Annotated in this window: 21 protein-coding genes; 9 read left to right on the forward strand and 12 right to left on the reverse strand. The window is 61.5% G+C overall.

Annotation, left to right across the window (positions count from 1 at the left end; translation table 11 throughout):
* The first annotated feature begins 13 nt into the window (after positions 1–13).
* Positions 14–1,675: an ArnT family glycosyltransferase gene (locus IZ6_RS04365; protein ID WP_222876790.1), complete on the forward strand. Its 1,662-nt coding sequence runs from the start codon at positions 14–16 to the stop codon at positions 1,673–1,675.
* Here the strand turns inward: IZ6_RS04365 and IZ6_RS04370 are convergent.
* Positions 1,672–2,295: a ribonuclease T2 family protein gene (locus tag IZ6_RS04370; protein ID WP_225873997.1), complete on the reverse strand. Its 624-nt coding sequence runs from the start codon at positions 2,293–2,295 to the stop codon at positions 1,672–1,674. The two genes, IZ6_RS04365 and IZ6_RS04370, sit on opposite strands and share 4 nt — an antisense overlap.
* Positions 2,292–2,735, reverse strand: coding sequence for a hypothetical protein (locus IZ6_RS04375; protein ID WP_222876792.1), 444 nt, complete (start codon positions 2,733–2,735; stop codon positions 2,292–2,294). Before IZ6_RS04375 ends, IZ6_RS04370 begins: the two co-directional genes overlap by 4 nt.
* Before the next feature lie 140 nt (positions 2,736–2,875).
* Between IZ6_RS04375 and IZ6_RS04380 the strand changes: the two genes are divergently transcribed.
* Together IZ6_RS04380 and IZ6_RS04385 are read left to right on the forward strand one after the other, a co-directional pair.
* Entirely contained in the window at positions 2,876–4,114 is a 1,239-nt protein-coding gene (locus IZ6_RS04380; protein WP_222876793.1) for a type III PLP-dependent enzyme domain-containing protein, read from the forward strand.
* A 49-nt stretch (positions 4,115–4,163) separates the two neighbouring features.
* Positions 4,164–5,486, forward strand: coding sequence for a PQQ-dependent sugar dehydrogenase (locus IZ6_RS04385; protein WP_222876794.1), 1,323 nt, complete (start codon positions 4,164–4,166; stop codon positions 5,484–5,486).
* 14 nt (positions 5,487–5,500) lie between these two features.
* On the opposite strand, the gene IZ6_RS04390 is transcribed toward IZ6_RS04385, so the two are convergent.
* Positions 5,501–5,854 carry a cupin domain-containing protein gene (locus IZ6_RS04390; RefSeq protein WP_222876795.1) on the reverse strand — a complete coding sequence of 118 codons (354 nt, stop codon included), beginning with the start codon at positions 5,852–5,854 and terminating at the stop codon, positions 5,501–5,503.
* Between the two features lie 155 nt (positions 5,855–6,009).
* On the opposite strand from IZ6_RS04390, the gene IZ6_RS04395 reads away from it, so the two are divergent.
* From IZ6_RS04395 to IZ6_RS04405, 3 genes are all read left to right on the forward strand, one after another.
* Positions 6,010–6,384: a septal ring lytic transglycosylase RlpA family protein gene (locus IZ6_RS04395; RefSeq protein WP_222876796.1), complete on the forward strand. Its 375-nt coding sequence runs from the start codon at positions 6,010–6,012 to the stop codon at positions 6,382–6,384.
* Between the two features lie 84 nt (positions 6,385–6,468).
* On the forward strand, positions 6,469–6,639 hold the full coding sequence (locus IZ6_RS04400) for a hypothetical protein (RefSeq protein WP_222876797.1): 171 nt from the start codon (positions 6,469–6,471) through the stop codon (positions 6,637–6,639).
* A 152-nt stretch (positions 6,640–6,791) separates the two neighbouring features.
* The gene (locus IZ6_RS04405; RefSeq protein ID WP_222876798.1) at positions 6,792–7,172 is read left to right on the forward strand and encodes a DoxX family protein; all 381 of its coding nucleotides are present in this window, start codon (positions 6,792–6,794) and stop codon (positions 7,170–7,172) included.
* An 11-nt stretch (positions 7,173–7,183) separates the two neighbouring features.
* On the opposite strand, the gene IZ6_RS04410 is transcribed toward IZ6_RS04405, so the two are convergent.
* From IZ6_RS04410 to uvrB, 4 genes are all read right to left on the reverse strand, one after another.
* Positions 7,184–7,507, reverse strand: a complete 324-nt coding sequence (locus IZ6_RS04410) for a hypothetical protein (RefSeq protein ID WP_222876799.1) — start codon at positions 7,505–7,507, stop codon at positions 7,184–7,186.
* A gap of 46 nt (positions 7,508–7,553) precedes the next feature.
* Complete coding sequence (locus tag IZ6_RS04415; RefSeq protein ID WP_222876800.1) at positions 7,554–7,808, reverse strand: hypothetical protein; 255 nt, start codon at positions 7,806–7,808, stop codon at positions 7,554–7,556.
* Positions 7,809–7,932: 124 nt separating this feature from the next.
* Positions 7,933–8,226 (reverse strand): PepSY domain-containing protein, encoded by a 294-nt coding sequence (locus IZ6_RS04420; RefSeq protein WP_222876801.1) that lies wholly within the window; start codon positions 8,224–8,226, stop codon positions 7,933–7,935.
* A 144-nt stretch (positions 8,227–8,370) separates the two neighbouring features.
* A complete protein-coding gene (gene uvrB / locus IZ6_RS04425) occupies positions 8,371–11,058 on the reverse strand; it encodes an excinuclease ABC subunit UvrB (protein ID WP_222876802.1) in 2,688 nt (895 codons plus the stop codon).
* A gap of 57 nt (positions 11,059–11,115) precedes the next feature.
* On the opposite strand from uvrB, the gene IZ6_RS04430 reads away from it, so the two are divergent.
* Entirely contained in the window at positions 11,116–12,267 is a 1,152-nt protein-coding gene (locus IZ6_RS04430) for a WG repeat-containing protein (protein WP_222876803.1), read from the forward strand.
* Here the strand turns inward: IZ6_RS04430 and IZ6_RS04435 are convergent.
* Together IZ6_RS04435 and IZ6_RS04440 are read right to left on the reverse strand one after the other, a co-directional pair.
* Positions 12,245–13,510: an endonuclease/exonuclease/phosphatase family protein gene (locus tag IZ6_RS04435; RefSeq protein ID WP_222876804.1), complete on the reverse strand. Its 1,266-nt coding sequence runs from the start codon at positions 13,508–13,510 to the stop codon at positions 12,245–12,247. The genes IZ6_RS04430 and IZ6_RS04435 overlap by 23 nt on opposite strands.
* Positions 13,511–13,562: 52 nt before the next feature.
* The gene (locus IZ6_RS04440; RefSeq protein ID WP_225873998.1) at positions 13,563–14,150 is read right to left on the reverse strand and encodes a YqgE/AlgH family protein; all 588 of its coding nucleotides are present in this window, start codon (positions 14,148–14,150) and stop codon (positions 13,563–13,565) included.
* Positions 14,151–14,289: 139 nt separating this feature from the next.
* Between IZ6_RS04440 and IZ6_RS04445 the strand changes: the two genes are divergently transcribed.
* Positions 14,290–15,108 (forward strand): protein-disulfide reductase DsbD domain-containing protein, encoded by an 819-nt coding sequence (locus tag IZ6_RS04445; protein ID WP_222876805.1) that lies wholly within the window; start codon positions 14,290–14,292, stop codon positions 15,106–15,108.
* 44 nt (positions 15,109–15,152) lie between these two features.
* Positions 15,153–15,638, forward strand: coding sequence for a peroxiredoxin (locus IZ6_RS04450; RefSeq protein WP_222876806.1), 486 nt, complete (start codon positions 15,153–15,155; stop codon positions 15,636–15,638).
* 51 nt (positions 15,639–15,689) lie between these two features.
* Here the strand turns inward: IZ6_RS04450 and IZ6_RS04455 are convergent, their stop codons facing one another.
* From IZ6_RS04455 to IZ6_RS04465, 3 genes are read right to left on the reverse strand one after another with little or no spacing between them, the layout of a single operon-like run.
* Positions 15,690–16,541, reverse strand: a complete 852-nt coding sequence (locus IZ6_RS04455) for a DMT family transporter (RefSeq protein ID WP_222876807.1) — start codon at positions 16,539–16,541, stop codon at positions 15,690–15,692.
* A gap of 2 nt (positions 16,542–16,543) precedes the next feature.
* Positions 16,544–16,990, reverse strand: a complete 447-nt coding sequence (gene rnhA / locus IZ6_RS04460; protein WP_222876808.1) for a ribonuclease HI — start codon at positions 16,988–16,990, stop codon at positions 16,544–16,546.
* Positions 16,987–17,952 carry a homoserine kinase gene (locus IZ6_RS04465; protein WP_222876809.1) on the reverse strand — a complete coding sequence of 322 codons (966 nt, stop codon included), beginning with the start codon at positions 17,950–17,952 and terminating at the stop codon, positions 16,987–16,989. Before IZ6_RS04465 ends, rnhA begins: the two co-directional genes overlap by 4 nt.
* Between the last annotated feature and the right edge of the window lie 2 nt (positions 17,953–17,954).

The following is a 17,954-nucleotide window of genomic DNA, read 5'->3' on the forward strand; positions in this document are numbered from 1 at the left end:
TTCAGAGGAAAAGGTGCAGCCGAAGAGGGGACAGCAAGGCCGAAAGCTCCGCGGCTGGGTCGCTGCCGCGCTCGTTATCGGCTGCTATTTCATTCTCCAGCTGCCTTTCGCTTCGACCCTCGTCGTCATGCATCCGGACGAGCGCCACTACGCCTATTCGGCCTCGCATATGATCGAGACCGGCGACTGGCTCATCCCGACGACGCCCGAAGGCGAGCTGCGGCTCCGCAAACCGATCATTCCGTACTGGATCTCCGCCGCGGGCTTTGAAACCGCAGGCATGGGCGTGCTCGGCTCGCGCCTGTTCTGGGTATTCTGCGCGCTCGGCATTCTGGCGCTGACCTATGCGCTGGCGCGAGCGCTCGGCGCGAGCGAACGCGTCAGCCTGTTTGCGCTGCTTTTGACCGGCGGCAATCCGCTGTTCATGCGCGCCTCGGTCAACGCCATTCCCGATATGCCGCTGACGCTGTTTCTTCTGATGTCGGCGCTCGGCTTTGCGAAACTTTTGCGCGACGACAACCCGCCGCGTCATGCCGCCTGGCTGGCCTATACCAGCGCGGCGCTTGCCGTGCTGACGAAAGGCATATTGCCGTTCGTCCTGCTCGCCATCGTCTTTGCGTCGGCCTTCCTGTTCGCGCGCCGGCGCTTCAGAAATCTTCTCGCGCCCGGGCCAGTCCTTGTTGCGATCGCGCTCGTTTCGTCCTGGTATCTCTATGCGATCCTCAAATATCCGGATGTCTTCTACGCCGAGTTCATCGGCGATCAGCTGACGAAGAAAGTGGCGCGCAGCCCCCTCGAAATACCTCTCGCGGCGCTGCTCTATCTTGCGATCTTCATCGCCTCCTTCTTCTTCCTGCCGGTGGTGCTCTGGCTTGCCGGACGCGGCAGAAAGCTCACGGAGCTTCCGCCCGCCGTCAAAATGCTCGGCCTCTGGGTTCTCACCGTGCCGCTCGCCTTCAGCCTCGGCGGCTTTCTGTCGGAGCGCTATCTCATTCCGGCGGTGCCGGTGTGCGCCGCACTTCTGGCGCTCGGCTTCTCCAAGCTCGATCCTGACAGCTTTGTGCTGACGCGCGCCGCTCGCGTGCTTCTCGCAATCATGCTGATCGTCGAAACGGTCGCGATCGCGCTTTATCTTGCAATCGAATATCAGCTCGCGCCGCTCTGGGAAGCCGTTTTACTTTCGCTCATTGCCGCTGCGATCATCGCTGTTGTCGTGCATGCGATCTGGACGGGCAGGCGGGCGGCTTATGTTCTCCTCGTTTCGGTGGTGCTCGTGACGGCGATGAGCGCCGTGCCGCTGCGCCACCTCGTTATGCCGCATCCGGGCGACATCCTTGCCGACCGCCTTGTGGCGGCAAATATCGATCCGTCGCGCGCCTTCCTCTGGGGCGATTCAGAGCTTGCGGCCGCCGTCCGGCTGCATGCGCCGCGGGCGGAGATGTTCCACGAGGTCAAGACGATCGACGCCGTGCCGATGCAGGCGCCGTGCGTCGTGATGAGTGACAAGAAGCGCTATGTGCTCGAGCTTCAGAACCGCGGCTTCAAGGTCGAGACGGTGAAGGGCGGCTGGCGCATCCTCGACCCGCAGCGTCTCGTCACGGCGGCTTGGAATGGAAAACTTGCCGAGATGCGTGCCGAGCGCGGCGCGACAGCGGTCTTTGCGACCTGTCCCTAACGGAGGGGCGGCATCACCACGTCCTGCCTTTTGCAGGAACGGCGGTCCACCTCCGGGCAGGACCGGAAATTCAAATCGGGCGTCAGGCACAGACGCACTTCGCGCAGATGCCGGTTGTCGCAGGTCACGGCTATGGCGTCGGGTTTCAGGCCCGGATTGGCCTTGCGGAACTCGGCTTCCACCGTGGCGGGCGAGACGGTCTGCCAGCTCTGCGGATTGCTGTAGGCCGCCGGGATATTGACTTTGGTACGTACGTCGCGGACGAGGGCAAAATAATCCGCGGCGGGCAGGCCCGAACAGGTGCCGTGCTTTTTCCACTCATGGATGATCAGCCGCCGGCTCGGCATCAGATCGAGCATGGAATTGACCACATTGTTCGGCACCCATTCCGGCGACGGATCGCAGAATTCCGGAAAGCCGTTTTCCAATTGCGGCCACAGTCCGTGGACGACGAAGGCATAAGGACGCCCCCCCGAACATTGCGCGGGTTCAGCCTGTGCGCCTTCCGCCGCGCAATAGCTCGGCGACCAGGACAGAGACAGGACGTAGAAATCGAAATCGCGGGCAAGCGACGGGCTGCACAGAAAAAGCCACGCCGCCGCGAGAGCTGTGAGTCTCAAGGACCGGCCATCTTGCAGCCCGGCGCGAAGGCCAGATTGCGGTCGAGACCGTTCACGCACCATTCGACCCGGTGGGCGATGCCCAGCGTGCCGGCCTTATGGATGATCGCGTAGTGGACTTCGCGCACGACGCCGTCCGAGACCTGGGCGCGTACCACGCAGAAGCGGCGGGCGAAGAATTCGGTGCCCCAGGGCCGGTAGCCGACTTCGATGGGTTCATCGAAGGATTCGAGCCGAAGATCCGAATCCCAGTATTCGCTTTCCTTGTCGTGGAAGGCCGCGGCGATCGAGCCGAAGACTCCGCGGCTGTTGCACAGAGGCAGCCGGACCCCGTCATCCACGACCGTGGTGCCCCGCGCCTCGGGCGAATAGGGGGTATCGGCGGCGAAAGCCGCTCCCGTCGCTAAGGAAAAAGCAAGCACAGCGGCAATGCGGATCATCGGTTCGTCACTTGTTGCGTTATGTTTGAGGACAGTGCGGCGGTGCAAAAGCCGGGTCAAGCGCTGGACAGGACAGGTTTGCGCGTTATGCCCCGGCATGGCCAAACCGCCACAGACGCCGCCACAGGTCAGGAGCCGGAATGCAGGTTTTCGAGACGGCCAGAGATGCGGCCCTGGCGCTCCGGCCAGACCGCCCGGTCTATGGCTTCCGGCCCTCGGTGCTGACCGCCGACGCCAGGGATTTCCTCTCCGGTTTTCGCGGCACAACCGCCTATGCGGTGAAGACGAATGACGACCCGCGCATTCTGAAAACTCTGGTTGCAGCCGGCATCAAGGCCTTCGATGTGGCGAGCCCCGGGGAATTCGCCGCCGTGCGCGAAGCCGATCCGAGCGCCAAGCAATTCTATATGCATCCCGTGAAAGCGCAGTCCGATATCAGGCTGGCGCTCGAAACCTATGGCATCCGTTCGCTGGCGCTCGACCACGAAGACGAGGTCGCGAAGATCCTGCGCATCGTCCGTGCGCTCGATCTCGATCCTGCCGATATCACGTTGTTTGTGCGGCTCGCGACCAAGGGCCATGCAGCTTATGAGCTGTCGAAGAAGTTCGGAGCAGGCCCGAGCCATGCGGTGGAGCTTGTGGAACGCATTTCCCGCATCGGCTTCAAGCCGGGGCTGACCTTCCATGTCGGCAGCCAGATCGAAGATCTCGACACCTATGAACGGGCGCTCGCTTCCGCCGCCTGGGTGCGCAACCGCGCCGACGCGGAGATCGCCGCCCTCGATATCGGCGGCGGCTTCCCGGCGCGGTATGGACACGATCCCAAGCGCAAGGCGCCGCCGCCGGCGCCGCCCATCGGCGATCTTCTGAGCGAGATCCATAGCGAGATCGAAGAATGGGGACTTGCCGATCTGCCGCTCATCGCCGAGCCGGGCCGCGTCATCGTTGCGCGCTCGCTCTCGGTCATCGTCCGCGTGATGCTGAAAAAGGGTCAGCGCATCTACATCAATGACGGCATCTGGTCCTCGCTCTCGGATGCCTGGACCGGCAAAATTACTCTTCCCGCACGGCTCATTCCCGATCCGGCGCGCAAAGCCAAACGCGGCGGGTCCGACAAGCTCGTGCCGTTCCGTGTCTTCGGCGCGACCTGCGACTCGGTCGATATTCTGTCGCGCCCGTTCTGGCTGCCGGAAAATGTCGATACGGGCGACTGGATCGAAATCGGCCATATCGGCGCCTATTCGCTGTCGCTGCGCACCCGTTTCAACGGCTTTTACCCCGACACCTTTGTTGAGCTCACAACACCCTTCGAAGAGGATGAGAGCGGCAAAGAAGGTTTTGCCAATGTCGAACCGCGCGGCGGCATGGCGGCGGAGTAGGGGCTGCGGAATAGGGGAACCCTTCACCGGCCCCGCCGATTTAGACGGTATGACAACCGTCCTTTGGCGCGCGGGCCTTGCCGCTTTCCTCTGTCTGTCTCTTGCCGGATGCGGTGAAGAGGCGACCATTCCAGCCGAACAGGGCTACGGGCCCGATCCGGTTCTGCCCGAGCCCAATCCGACTTTGTTTCCGACCGTACATATCGCGGAGACGGAACCCTGGCCGCCCGGCACGGCGCCGAAAGCGGCACCGGGTTTCAAGGTCAACCGCTTCGCCGATGGGCTCGACCATCCGCGCTGGATTTATGTTCTGCCCAACGGCGATGTGCTGGTCGCCGAAAGCCAGGCGCCGCCGAAGCCCGAAGAAGCGAAGGGCTTTCGCGACATGATCATGGGCTTCTTCATGAAGTCCGCCGGTTCCGGCGCAACGCCGAGCGCCAATCGCATCACTCTCCTGCGCGATGCCGACGGCGACGGCATGGCGGAAGAGCGCAGTACCTTTCTTGAAAATCTCACTTCGCCCTTCGGCATGGTTCTCACCGGCGACAACGACAAATTCTATGTCGCCAATGCCGATACTCTGATGCGCTTCACCTATACGGACGGCGCGCTGAAGATCGACGGTGCGGGCGAAAAGGTGACGGACCTTCCGTCCGGCATCAATCATCACTGGACGAAGGATGTGACGGCGTCACCGGACGGCTCGCGTCTTTACGTCACCGTCGGCTCAAACTCCAATGTGGCGGAGAACGGGATGGAGGCGGAGAAGGATCGCGCCAACGTCCTCGAAGTCGATTCGGCCACGGGGCAATACCGCGTCTTTGCGTCAGGCCTGCGCAATCCGAACGGGCTGTCTTGGCAGCCGGACTCGGGCGCGCTGTGGGTTGCCGTCAATGAGCGCGACGAAATCGGCTCGGATCTGGTCCCCGATTACATGACGAGCGTGAAGGACGGAGCCTTCTATGGCTGGCCCTATTCGTATTACGGCCAGCATGTCGATGAGCGCGTCGAGCCGCAAAACCCGGACCTTGTCGCCAAAGCCGTAAAGCCGGACTACGCGCTCGGGGCCCATTCTGCCTCGCTCGGTCTCACCTTCAACACCGGCACGCTCTTTCCCGAAGCCTATCGCAATGGTGCTTTTGTCGGACAGCACGGCTCGTGGAACCGCAAGCCGCGCGCCGGATACCGGGTGATCTTCGTGCCGTTCACTAATGGCATGCCGTCCGGCCCGCCGCAGGAAATTCTCGGCGGGTTCCTCAGCCCCGGCGACAAGGCGTATGGACGTCCCGTCGGCGTCAAGAACGCAAAAGACGGCGCGCTGCTCGTCGCCGACGATGTCGGCAACGTCATCTGGCGCGTGACGCCGCAATAGGGTTCGCGGGCTGATCAGGGCAGACGGATCACATAGGTCTTGCGCGTCGTCTCGATGACTTCCCAGGTGCCCTTGAACCCGGGCCGCAGGATCAGCGAATCACCGGCCTTCAGCGTGGTCGCTTTGCCGCCGTCTTCGGTGACGATCGAGACCCCGCTCGCGACCTGGCAATATTCCCACTCGTCGTAACTGACGCGCCATTTGCCCGGTGTTGCTTCCCACACCCCGGCATAAAGCTTTCCGTCCGGTGATTCTTCGAAGTTCCAGGTGCGGGTCTGAGGTTTGCCGGAGATTACTTTCTCGTCGGCAATAGAAGCGACATCGGGGACAAGCTTATCGAGGTCGAAGGTCAGGATCTGCGAGGCCATTAACGTCTCCTTAACCTTTAATGTCATGTGGCGGGATGAATCAGGTCAGATGGTCGCATTTCGGCTACTGGCCGGAACTATCTCGGCGGTGCCCCATTTCTGCCCCATCCGCCCGGCATCTGCCCATCTGGGTTGGGTTCTTGAGGGGGATAATAATGCATCTCGTAAAGTTCGCCGCGGCCGGAGCTGCGGTTTTTGTGATGGGCTGCGCGGCTCTGCCGGCGCAGGCCAAGGATTTTTCCGGCACGGCGTCCTGGTATCAGATGGGCACGCGCACCGCGTCCGGCGCCCGGTTCAATCCGGACGGCCTCAGCGCCGCGCATCGTACCCTGCCTTTCGGCACCAAGCTGAAGGTCACCAATGTCCGCAACGGCAAATCGGTGCAGGTGGTCGTCAACGATCGCGGCCCGTTCACCGGCAAGCGTGTTCTCGATGTCTCGCGCGGCGCGGCCCGCCATCTCGGCATGATCGGGGCGGGGACCGCCAAAGTCAGCGTCCAGGTGGTCGGCACCCAGGTCGCTTCGAACTGATCGGCAAGGGCGGGATTTTCCCGCCCTTTGCTTTTGGGGAACCCTGTCATCCCGCGAGGGGTTACCCTCCGACAGGAGGACGCGATGACAAAGCCGAATTCGCCTGCCAACGAAAACAAGAAGACCACGAGCCCGCGCCAGGATGCGCAGGACAAGGCCGCCAAGCAGCATGACCGGGAAAGTCCCGAAGATCGCGGCCAGAACGCCAATACCCGCATCAATACGACGGTGCAGGGCAATCGGCAGAACCGCTGACGGTATCGCCGGTGTAACTGAGGCAGGGTCTCAACAGCGCATTAGAAGCGGCTGAAATCGATCACGAATTCATGGGTGACGGGAGCGGGTTATTGACCGACTCCCGCGGGCTCGATCAAACTCTCCCCGCATTCGCCTGGGAGGGCAAAAACATGTTCGATCGTTTTGCTGTTTATGAGCCGCAGATGCGCAGCATTCTGCGCATCGTCACCGGCCTGCTGTTTCTGCAGCATGGCACGCAGAAATTCTTCAGCTTTCCCGACGCCTCGAAGCCCGCGGTCGATTTCGCGTCGCTGATGGGCCTCGCCGGCGCCATCGAATTTATCGGCGGCATTCTCTTTATCATCGGCCTGTTCACGCGGCCGGTCGCCTTCATCGCCGCCGGCTTCACCGCCGTCGCCTATTGGATGGCGCATGCACCGCAGAGCCTCTACCCGATCCTCAATCAGGGCGAACTCGCGATCCTCTACTGCTTCGTGTTCCTGTATTTCGTCACGGCCGGTCCCGGCCCGTGGAGCATCGACAAACGCTGATCTGAAAAATCTCAGCCGCAGGTTTTCGCGATAAGGTCGCGGAGATCGGCGGCTGAGACATTCGTCCTGCCGAGTTTCTCATCGCGTTCCTGTCCCGCGATGCAGCGGCCGTAAACCTCAGCGGCATGCTCCAATGTCAGGACATGCACATTCATCGCCGAGCATTTCTCGGCGGTCGCGCCATTTTCAGTCGATTGAAGTTTGCGCCCGGTCGCTTGCAGATCGGTTTCGATCTGCCGCAAGGCGGCTTTGCAATGCACCGAGCCGAACGCCTGCGCGTGAACCTCGCCGCCCGCGACCAATAGCAACAGAAGGGCGGCGGCCAATTTCAGCATCGGGGAGCGCTCCGGCGGAAGACTTCAGCCTTCCGCCGGTGTGCGATCACTTTTTCCAGGGAGCCTTGAAGCCGAGATCGATATCGTCTTCGGCATCATCGGCCTTGTCCTTGAAGAACGCGAACGTGTCCTTCGCGGTGTCTTCGGCTTCGTCGGCCGCATCGGCCGCGTCATCGCCGATTCCGGCGAAGAAGGATTTCACCTTGTCGCCGAGATCGGTGTCTTCGGCCGCGTTCGCGGCGGTGAGGGGAAGAACAAGAACGGCCGCCAAAGCAGCCAGAGTCAGCAGTGTGCGAGGCATGGATTATCCTCCTGATTACGAGAGGCAAACCATGAGACATCGCTCCTAGTTCCACCATGCGTCATAGTAACCTCAGGAAAAAACCGGCCGGAAAACCGGCCGGTTTTGAATGTGCATTCGCGCCTCAGTTGAGAATCTGAACCTTTACGAGGCTGTCGTCCTGACCCTCGTTGAGAACCACAAATTGCGAGTCGAGCACGATATCGCGGCGGTTGCCGTCCTGATCGATGGCGTTCTGGACCTTCCACTCATTGTCGTCCAGCTCGACCTTGCCCCAGGACGTGAAGCCCTCATCGAGCAGAACATTGCTGATGATCGCCGTTTCATCGGCGGTCGGCGCGCGATCCGCGGCGACGGCTGCGCCGAGCGGCGTGGCAAGGAGCGCGATGAGCGCACTCGTACGGATAATTTTCTGCATGCAAAATCTCCTGTGTTCGGGGGCAGAGGAGAGTCTAGGGCTGAATGGGGCAGTGAGGGGGCAGAAGCGTGAAACTTCTGGCTCGCATCAGGTCGGGTAAACCCGACTTGGTCATTCAAGATTTCGTCATTTATTATCGCGAAATCAGCGGCGTTTGCCGCGAGAGCCCGCACGGCCGCCGCCGGCCCTTCCGCCCGAAGACGTTCCGCCGCGCGTGATGCGGCGAATTTCGACCTCTTCGTCATGTGCTTCGGAGGCAAGACCCTCGACGACATTGCGCGGCGCGGCGAGCGGCAGATCGCGATTGTGCGGGCCCATTTCCTTGAGCGTCGGCTTGTGGACGCGCGAGCGCGTCTCGCCGAATTTACCGGCGCCGTCTTCGATTTCGGACTGACGCACCAGCGCATCGTCGGCGACGAGAAGCTCGGTTTCGCGCAGCCGCTTGAGTTCGTCGCGCAGCCTTGCTGCTTCTTCGAATTCGAGATTGGCCGCGGATTCGCGCATGCGCTTTTCGAGATCGGCCAAAGTCGCCTGGAAATTATGGCCGACCAGCGTGCCGTCTTTGACGAGGCCGGTATCGACGCGCACATGATCCTTCTCGTAGACGCTGTCGAGAATATCGGCGATGCGCGCTTTCACGCTCTGCGGCGTGATGCCGTGTTCGGTATTGTAGGCGACCTGCTTTTCGCGGCGGCGCGCCGTTTCCGCCATCGCGCGCTCCATCGAGCCGGTCACATTGTCCGCGTAGAGCACGACCTTGCCGTCGACATTGCGCGCGGCACGGCCAATGGTCTGGACGAGCGAGGTCTCGGAGCGGAGGAAGCCTTCCTTGTCGGCATCGAGGATCGCGACAAGTCCGCATTCGGGAATATCGAGGCCTTCGCGCAGAAGATTGATGCCGACCAGAACATCGAATGCACCGAGACGTAGATCGCGGATGATCTCGATGCGCTCGATCGTGTCGATGTCCGAATGCATATAGCGGACGCGCACGCCGGCTTCGTGCAGATATTCGGTGAGGTCTTCGGCCATGCGCTTGGTCAGAACCGTCACGAGCGTGCGATAGCCCTTTTTCGCCGTCTCGCGGATTTCGCCGAGCACATCGTCAACCTGCGAACGGGCAGGGCGCACCTCGACCGGCGGATCGATCAGGCCTGTCGGACGGATCACCTGTTCGGTGAACACGCCGCCGGTCTGCTCCATTTCCCATTTGCCGGGCGTTGCCGAGACATAGACGGTCTGCGGCCGCATCGCGTCCCATTCCTCGAAACGCATGGGCCTATTGTCCATGCAGCTTGGCAGGCGGAAGCCGTATTCGGCCAGCGTCGCCTTGCGGCGGAAGTCGCCGCGATACATGGCGCCGATCTGCGGCACGGTGACATGGCTCTCGTCGACAAAGACGAGCGCATTGTCGGGCAGATATTCGAAGAGGGTCGGCGGCGGCTCGCCGGGCTTTCGGCCCGTCAGCCAGCGCGAATAATTTTCGATGCCGGCACAGGAGCCGGTCGCTTCCATCATTTCGAGATCGAACATTGTGCGCTGTTCGAGGCGTTGCGCTTCGAGCAGGCGGCCCATTTTGTTGAGCTCGTCGAGGCGCAGGCGCAGCTCTTCGCGAATGCCCTTCACCGATTGCAGCAAAGTCGGCCGCGGCGTCACATAATGCGAATTCGCGTAGATCTTCACGAAGGCCAGATCGGATGTCTTGTGTCCGGTCAGCGGGTCGAATTCCTGGATGCTTTCGATCTCGTCGCCGAACAGGCCGATGCGCCAGGCGCGGTCTTCATAATGGGCCGGGAAGATTTCGATCGTGTCGCCGCGCACACGGAATGTGCCGCGCGTGAAATTCACATCGGCGCGCTTGTATTGCGTCGCCACGAGATCGGCGATCAGCTGGCGCTGGTTGACGCGCTCGCCGACTTTGAGGCCGAAGGTCATGGCGGTGTAGGTTTCGACCGAGCCGATACCGTAAATGCACGAGACGGATGCGACGATGATGACGTCGTCGCGTTCGAGCAGAGCGCGCGTCGCCGAATGGCGCATGCGGTCGATCTGTTCGTTGATCGACGAATCCTTCTCGATATAGGTGTCGGTGCGCGGAACGTAGGCTTCCGGCTGGTAGTAGTCGTAATACGAGACGAAATATTCGACCGAGTTTCCCGGGAAGAAACTTTTGAACTCGCCATAGAGCTGCGCGGCAAGCGTCTTGTTCGGCGCAAGGATCAGCGCCGGGCGCTGCGTTTCCTCGATCACCTTGGCCATGGTGAAGGTCTTGCCCGAGCCGGTGACGCCGAGCAGCACCTGATCGCGCTCATGTTCTTTGATGCCGGCGACGAGTTCATCGATCGCAACCGGCTGGTCGCCCGCGGGTTGATAGTCCGAGGCGAAGTCGAATTTGATGCCGCCTTCCCATTTTTCGGGACGTTCGGGCCGGTGCGGGGTCCAGACCTTGCCCTGAAGTTCCGGGCGGCCGTGCTGGATCAGATCCTCAAGTGCTTTGACCGTGGCGGAGACGCCGCCGGCGCCGCCGTCTGAAAGCTCGGGCTTCTGGAAGGGCGAGGGGCGCTTGAACTCCGGCTCGGGGGCGTCGCCCTCACGGGCGGCATCCCAGCGGCGGTCGCGGGGCTGCGCCTCGGGGGTCGCATTGCGTTTTGTGCGCGCCGAGACCTTCTTGGCGCGCACGCTCGCATCCTCGGCCGCTTTGGGGCCGCGGCCGAGCGCATCGAGCAGAGCGGGATCGCCGATCAGGCCGGAAAAGTCACCGGCCTCGCCGGCATCAAATTCCGCCTGTGGCCTCTCACTGAGGCCTTCCTGTTGCCTTGGTTTGCGGGGCATCGTCGGAATATGGTCGTCTTCGCGGCGGAATCAAACCGCCCGGTTCTGGAGCCTCCCATGCATCTGCGCCTTTTCCTCAGCCTCGTGGCCCTCATTCCGGCCGCAGCGGCCTCCGCCCAGCAGGCCTGCACCCCGAGCAGCACGCCCGTTATCGGCGCGGACGACCCGGCGCCGGCGCTGTTCTCCCACTGTGTCGAGGAAACCAAGTGCGGCGCGGTGGACCGGAAAGGCGAGTGGAAGGTTCCGCCGAAGTTTCGGGACGTTCTGATCAAGGACGATTTCATCGTCGTTCCGGAAAACGACGACTGGACCAAATACGGATTCCTCGGCGCCAATGGCGAGAGCCTGGGCAGCGGCGAATACACGATCAGTGTCGAGGAGGATCTTCCGGTTTCCGAAGGCCTGCTGCCGGTCGTCAGCGGCGAGAAGGCCGGCTATGTCGACAAAACGGGCAAGCTCCGTGTTCCCGCCGAATTCGATTACGGCGCGGCGTTTGTCGATGGGCTCGCTGCGGTCGAACAGGACGGCAAGCATTTCTACATCGACACGGCGGGCAAGACGGTCGTTGCGCCGCCGCCTGGCTTTGACGATCTCTCCGCTTTCGTCGATGGCGTTGCGGTTGTCGGCAAGGAAGGTAAATACGGCCTGATCGACAAGACCGGCAAACTCGTGGTCGAACCGAATTTCGATTCCATCTACGCCGATAGCGGCGTGCTCGTTGCGCTCAAGGAAGCCAGCTACGGCATTCTCGACAAGACCGGCAACTGGATCGCCAAACCCGATTTCGCGGCGATAGGCCCGTTCTCGGACGGGCTTGCGCCGGCGCAGCAGGGCGAACGCTGGGGCTTCATCGACACCTGCGGCAATTGGAAGATTCCGGCAAAATACACCTTCGCCATCGGCTTCGACGGCGGGCCGGCGCGCGTGCAGATCGACGAGAAATGGGGCCTGATCGACAAGACCGGCAAGGAAATCACGCCGGTCGACAAGAAATTCATCGGCGATGGCATTTGGCGCGACGGGCTCATCACCTTCTCGCCGGACGAGACAAAATACGGATTGATCGACACGACCGGCAAAACCGTCATCGAGCCGAAATATGACAGCGTCGATCCGCTCGGCGGCGGCGTTCTGATGGCCTATGACGGCGAGGAGATGAAGCTGCTCAATCTCGACGGCAGCGAAATCAAGGTTTTACCGGCTCCGTAATCTCGTCGTCGGCTTCAGCAATCTTTTCTAGATAATGAGCGGCGAAATCGGTGCCTATTTTTATCCAGAGAGGATGGTGGTCGGACATCTGCCAGGAACGCCATTTGCGATAGTGCGTGTCCGGTTTCGTCTTTAGCGGTTTATTTTTAGTGACGCGGTTGTTCAGCATGAGGGCTTTGTAAACTCCCATATCCTTTGCGTTGTCGCGGAAAACGACGTCGAACACGTCGAGAAGACCGCCGGTTATGACGTTGAATCGTTCGTCTTTCACGCGCACCGCGATCTGGTCGTAATAGTGCTTCTTCTTCTTGCCCTTCTTGTTGCCATTGATTTCCGCGTCGCGAACATTGTGACCTGCGATCGGTTCGGGAACGACGAAACCCTGGCTCACCAACGCCGTCATGGTCTCGTGCTCCGGGCTGACGACGTTGAAATCGCCAAGAAGGATATAGTTCTCGATTAGGCTCGGATCGATTTTTTCGCCGTCCTTGAGTTGTTTTTCTGCCAGCTTGATCTCGGTGTCCTGCCTTTTGGCGAAAAATTCGACGAGCTTTTCAATCTCCTGGATGCGCTGCTTCAGCTGCTGGCCGCTCTCCGAACCGTAATAAATATGTACGGTGCACAGGCTGAAGCGAAACCAGCCCGACTGGAAGGCGACGAGGAAGGGCGAGCGCGCGAATTGCTGTTTTACTTCCTGGAATTCTTCTTTGACCGTCTCAACCGTCTCATCGGACATTTGCGGGGCGGCGGTGTCCGATGTTTTTTTCGCGACTTTCTTGTGTGCGACGATAAGCTGGCCTTCGGGCAGGACGATTTCGCCGGCGACTTTGCGGAACCACACTTTCTCGCGGTTGAAGACGAAAGCCATGCGCTCGTTCGATCCCGCGGTGCCGGCCGTCACATCGGTGACGATGTAATCCCATTCGCGCCCGAGAATTTTCATGATCTTTTGGAGCGGCCGCAGATCGAGATTGATCTCCTGCAGCGCGACGAGATCGAACGCGGATATGATCTCGGCGATGTAATAAAAGCTCTCGTCGAGGCGCGGGCCGAAGCCGAACTTGTCGGAGTCGAAATCTCGAATGTTCCAGGTCGCCAGCAAAAGGCTCGAATCCGATTTATGCGCGCAGATCGGCTCCAGGTTTTTGCGAAGCTTCAGCAATCGCCGGGCACAGCGGCCCGGCATGGTTGAATCATTCAGAGATTTTCCGACGTCTTCGATATCGGCGTAGTAATTCGACATCGCCCCTCCCAGCGGAGGGCGATGCTACACGCGATAGTTGCCAAATCAAGAACTACGCGTGGCCGCTGTCGCTCGACAGCATGCGCGGATCGACGCCGATTTTGCGCAGGCAGCGGTCGTATTTAGCCTCGGTCGGCGTGTCGAAGAGAAGTTCGCTGTCGGCCGGGCAATTGAGCCAGCCATTGGCCTGGATCTCGGTCTCGAGCTGGCCCGGCGCCCAGCCGGCATAGCCCAGCGCCAGAACGGCCGCCGCCGGCCCGCCGCCGGTGGCGATGGCCTTGAGGATGTCGAGCGTTGCCGTCAGCGAAACGCCTTCGTCGATCGGCAGGGTCGAATTCTCGATGAAGAAATCAGCGGTGTGCAAAACGAAACCCCGCCCGGTTTCGACCGGCCCGCCGCGCAGCACCGAAATCTGTTCGGCGGCGGTCGGCAGATGAATGCTTTCGCCCTCGGGGAGAATGTCGAGCTGAACCAGAAGGTCCGGAAAACGGATATTGTGAGCGGGTTGATTAACTACGATGCCCATCGCTCCCTCGGGGGAGTGCGCGCACATGTAAATCACCGAGCGCGCGAAGCGCTCGTCCATCATTCCGGGCATCGCGACGATAAGCTGACCGTCGAGATAGCCTTCCCCGGACATCGGTCTGGTACCGGCGGGAATCATGTCTATGAGTGTAGGCATCGACCGGCTGGTTTGAAAGGTGCCCGCATGTTTCATATCGCATCGCTCACGCAAGTGTGGCTGGCCGGTCATCCTCTCCGGCGCTAGGGCACCCTGCATGAACGCCCTTCGTCTTCTGCTAACGGCTGTCGCCGCCGCGATGTTCCTTCCCGGAGCAGGCTTTGCCGCGGACACGGTTTCGCCATGGGTGGAGGAGACGGGCTTTCGGATGCGGCTCTCGGCAGGTCCGGCCGCCGGCGATGGAACGCTGGGGGCAGGGATCGAACTGCATCTCGGCGAAGGCTGGAAGACCTATTGGCTCAATCCCGGTCCGAACGGCATTCCGCCGCGGATCGATTTCACCGGATCGGAGAACCTCGCAAAGGCGGAGGCACTGTGGCCGGCGCCCGCGCGCATCGCCGATGGCGATGCGGAGGCGGCGGGCTATACGGGAATTCTCGTGGTGCCTGTCACCGTCACGCCGAAAGATCCGGCAAAGCCCGTTGCGCTGAAGCTGCATATCGATTTCGGCATGTGCGAAAAAATCTGCGTGCCGGCGAGTGCCGATCTCAAACTCGAACTGGTGCCCGGCGCAAAACCGCAGGCCATGGCCGCGGCTCTGATCGAAGGCTTCAAAAGCCGGGTGCCGAAACCGGCAAAGCTCGGCAGGGAGGGCGAACTCGCCGTGACGGCCATTGCGCGAACGTCCGAGAGCCTTGGCGTCAGCGTGCGCTTCCCGGAAAAGGCCAAGACGCGCGATCTGTTCGCCCGTGCCGAAGGCGTCGCCTTGCCGCTGCCCAAACTGAATTCACCTGGCAGCTACAGCATAAGGCTGAAGCCGGGTTCGACCCCGGCAAAAATCGAGCTCGTGGCCGTGGCCGACGGGGAGGCGATTGCCGTGCCGATCGCTCTCGACCTTCCGGCCGCAAAGCCTTAAAGAAGCGCCTGTCTATTTTCCCACGAAAAACAGCGAGACTGCTCATGTCCATCAAAGCCGGCGACAAGATTCCGGAAGCCTCGTTCACCGTGATGGGTCCCGAAGGCCCCGCCAAGAAGACCACCGACGAGGTGTTCAAGGGCAAGAAGGTCGTTCTGTTCGCCGTGCCGGGCGCGTTCACGCCGTCCTGCCACAAGAACCATCTGCCGAGCTATGTCGAGAACTACGACGCGCTCAAAGCCAAGGGCGTCGACAGCATTGTCGTTACCGGCGTCAACGACGTCTTCGTGCAGGATGCCTGGATCAAGGCGACGGGTGCTTCCGGCAAGATCGATGCGCTCGCCGACGGCTCGGGCGATTTCGCCAAGCTCATCGGCATGGACATCGATCTCGGCAAAGCCGGGCTCGGCCTGCGCTCCAAGCGCTATGCGGCGATCGTCGAAGACGGCGTCGTGAAATGGTTCGATGTCGAGGACGCGCCGCCGAAGACCGACAAGACCAAGGCGGACGAGGTTCTGAAGCACCTCTGATCTGGACTGATTGAATTTACGAAACGGCGCCTTCGGGCGCCGTTTTTCGTTTCAGCCCCGTGCCAGTCGCGTCAGGACGAGGCCGGCAAGAATGACGAAGGCGGCGATCCAGCGCCAGCGGGTGAATTTCTCGTTCAGCAGCCACACCGCAAGCGCGGCGCCGAACAGGATCGAGGTTTCGCGCACCGCCGCGACAAGGCTGACCGGCGCGATGGTGATGGCATAGAGCGCGATGCCATAGGACAAAGTGAAGAGAAATCCGCCGGCAAGGCCGCGCAGCGCCGTTCCGCGCGGCATTGCAAGAACCGATCGCGGGCGCACGGCGAGTGAGACGATGAAGGCGGCAAGCCCGCTCAGACTCGACAGGGTAAGGACATAAGCGACCGGATCGCCGGACATCCTGACGCCGGTCGAGTCGACCAGCGTATAGGCCGAGATCGTGCCGGCGGCGAGAACGGCAACGGCAAGCGTGCCGGGCGTCGTGCCTTTGCGGGCGATGGCTTCAAGTCCCATCGCGATGATGCCGGCGGCAATGATGAAGACGCCCACCCAGGCCGGAAGCGGCAGATTTTCGGCGAAGAGCAGGGGAGCAAGCGAGGCGGTGAAGATCAGCGAGCCGCCGCGGATGATCGGATGGGCAACCGACATATCGGCGCCGCGATAGGAAAGGCCGACCAGCAGCATATAAGTCGCGTGAATGCCGGCGGAACTGGCGGCGAAGATCAGGCTCTGCCCATGCGGCAGCCCGGTAAAAAGCAGGATCGGCGCTGCAGTGACGCCCGCCCCGATGAGAACCGCCGCAGAGCGGCCGAGCGGATCGCCTTCGCCGCTTTTGATGAGGAAGTTCCAGGCAGCATTGGTCGCGGCCGAAATCAGAACGAGAAGAACGACGCCGAAGGACAATTTTATTTCGCCGGTTTGAACGGCGCCATGCCCTGGCGCGCGAGTTCGTCGGCGCGCTCATTGTCCGGATCGTTGGCGTGACCCTTCACCCAGTGCCAGGCGACTTCGTGTTTGGCGGTCAGCTTGTCGAGCTGTTCCCACAGCTCCTGATTTTTGACGGCTTTCTTGTCAGACGTCTTCCAGCCGTTCTTCTTCCAGCCCTTCATCCATTCGGTGATGCCGCCGCGCACATATTGGCTGTCGGTGTAAAGATCGACCGCAACGGGACGTGTCAGCGCTTCGAGGGCGCGGATCGCCGCGAGAAGCTCCATCCGGTTGTTCGTTGTGAGCTGTTCGCCGCCGGACAATTCTTTCACCGTGTCGGCGAACTTCATGACGACGCCCCAGCCGCCGGGACCGGGGTTTCCCGAGCAAGCGCCGTCCGTCCAGATGGCAACGCGCGCGCTCATATTTCCCACCCATAAGATGCGACGGAGTTGACGGTCTGATGAAAGCGCAGCTTGCGCCAGTATTCGAGCGGGTCTTTCGGCTGAACGAGAGCGCCCGTGGGAACGGAAAGCCAGTCGATCAGGCGCGTCAGCAGAAAGCGCATGGCCGAGCCGCGGGCGAGGAGGGGCAGGGCCTCGATCTCGTCTTCCCGCAGCGGCCGGGCCGCATGATAGGCGGCAAGAAGGGCGCGGCCTTTGGTGGCGTTATAGGAGTGATCCGGTTCGAAGCACCAGGCGTTGAGGCAGATCGACAGATCGTAGGCCAGAATGTCGGTACAGGCGAAATAGAAATCGATCAGCCCCGGCGCGCGGCCTTCGACGAACAGAACATTGTCCGGAAAGAGATCGGCGTGGATCGTGCCCTTGGGCAGGGTTTTGGGCCAATTGCGCGACAGATATGAAAGCTCTTCGGCAATCGCGTTCGCAAGCCCGGTGCGCACTTCATTGGCGCGGTCGAGTGCGCCGTCCGCAAGGCGCTGCCAGCCCTCGAGCGACAGATCGTTGTCGCGGCACATCTGGAATTCGAAAGTCGCGTTGTGAAAGCGCGCCAGCGCATCGCCGACCTGTGCCGCATGTTCGACGGTCGGGCGGCGGCGCGAAATGCCGTCGAGAAAGGTGACGATGGCGGCGGGACGGCCGCACAGTTCGCCCAGCACTTTGCCGTCGCGGTTTTTCACCGGCAGCGGGCAGGTGATGCCGTGCTCGGCGGCGTGTTCCATCAGACCGAGGAAATAGGGCAGGCTCTCGCGCTTCACGCGCTTCTCATAGAGCGTCAGGATGAATTGCCCGCCTTCGGTGCGCAGAAGGAAGTTCGAATTCTCGACACCTTCCGCAATGCCCTTGCAGGTCAGATGGTGGCCGAGATCGTAAGCCGCGAGAAAACGGGCGAGATCGTCTTCCGGGACGTCGGTGTAAACGGCCATGT

Source organism: Terrihabitans soli, assembly GCF_014191545.1.
GTDB lineage: Bacteria > Pseudomonadota > Alphaproteobacteria > Rhizobiales > Methylopilaceae > Flaviflagellibacter > Flaviflagellibacter soli.

Coding starts and splice junctions, on each gene's coding strand:
- IZ6_RS04445 (WP_222876805.1), top strand. CDS start 14,290: ATGAACGCCCTTCGTCTTCTGCTAACGGCTGTCGCCGCCGCGATGTTC.
- IZ6_RS04390 (WP_222876795.1), bottom strand. CDS start 5,854: ATGGCCTCGCAGATCCTGACCTTCGACCTCGATAAGCTTGTCCCCGAT.
- rnhA (WP_222876808.1), bottom strand. CDS start 16,990: ATGAGCGCGCGCGTTGCCATCTGGACGGACGGCGCTTGCTCGGGAAAC.
- IZ6_RS04450 (WP_222876806.1), top strand. CDS start 15,153: ATGTCCATCAAAGCCGGCGACAAGATTCCGGAAGCCTCGTTCACCGTG.
- IZ6_RS04400 (WP_222876797.1), top strand. CDS start 6,469: ATGACAAAGCCGAATTCGCCTGCCAACGAAAACAAGAAGACCACGAGC.
- IZ6_RS04465 (WP_222876809.1), bottom strand. CDS start 17,952: ATGGCCGTTTACACCGACGTCCCGGAAGACGATCTCGCCCGTTTTCTC.
- IZ6_RS04405 (WP_222876798.1), top strand. CDS start 6,792: ATGTTCGATCGTTTTGCTGTTTATGAGCCGCAGATGCGCAGCATTCTG.
- IZ6_RS04430 (WP_222876803.1), top strand. CDS start 11,116: ATGCATCTGCGCCTTTTCCTCAGCCTCGTGGCCCTCATTCCGGCCGCA.
- IZ6_RS04385 (WP_222876794.1), top strand. CDS start 4,164: ATGACAACCGTCCTTTGGCGCGCGGGCCTTGCCGCTTTCCTCTGTCTG.
- IZ6_RS04410 (WP_222876799.1), bottom strand. CDS start 7,507: ATGCTGAAATTGGCCGCCGCCCTTCTGTTGCTATTGGTCGCGGGCGGC.
- IZ6_RS04380 (WP_222876793.1), top strand. CDS start 2,876: ATGCAGGTTTTCGAGACGGCCAGAGATGCGGCCCTGGCGCTCCGGCCA.
- uvrB (WP_222876802.1), bottom strand. CDS start 11,058: ATGCCCCGCAAACCAAGGCAACAGGAAGGCCTCAGTGAGAGGCCACAG.
- IZ6_RS04375 (WP_222876792.1), bottom strand. CDS start 2,735: ATGATCCGCATTGCCGCTGTGCTTGCTTTTTCCTTAGCGACGGGAGCG.
- IZ6_RS04420 (WP_222876801.1), bottom strand. CDS start 8,226: ATGCAGAAAATTATCCGTACGAGTGCGCTCATCGCGCTCCTTGCCACG.
- IZ6_RS04435 (WP_222876804.1), bottom strand. CDS start 13,510: ATGTCGAATTACTACGCCGATATCGAAGACGTCGGAAAATCTCTGAAT.
- IZ6_RS04440 (WP_225873998.1), bottom strand. CDS start 14,150: ATGTCCGGGGAAGGCTATCTCGACGGTCAGCTTATCGTCGCGATGCCC.
- IZ6_RS04415 (WP_222876800.1), bottom strand. CDS start 7,808: ATGCCTCGCACACTGCTGACTCTGGCTGCTTTGGCGGCCGTTCTTGTT.
- IZ6_RS04395 (WP_222876796.1), top strand. CDS start 6,010: ATGCATCTCGTAAAGTTCGCCGCGGCCGGAGCTGCGGTTTTTGTGATG.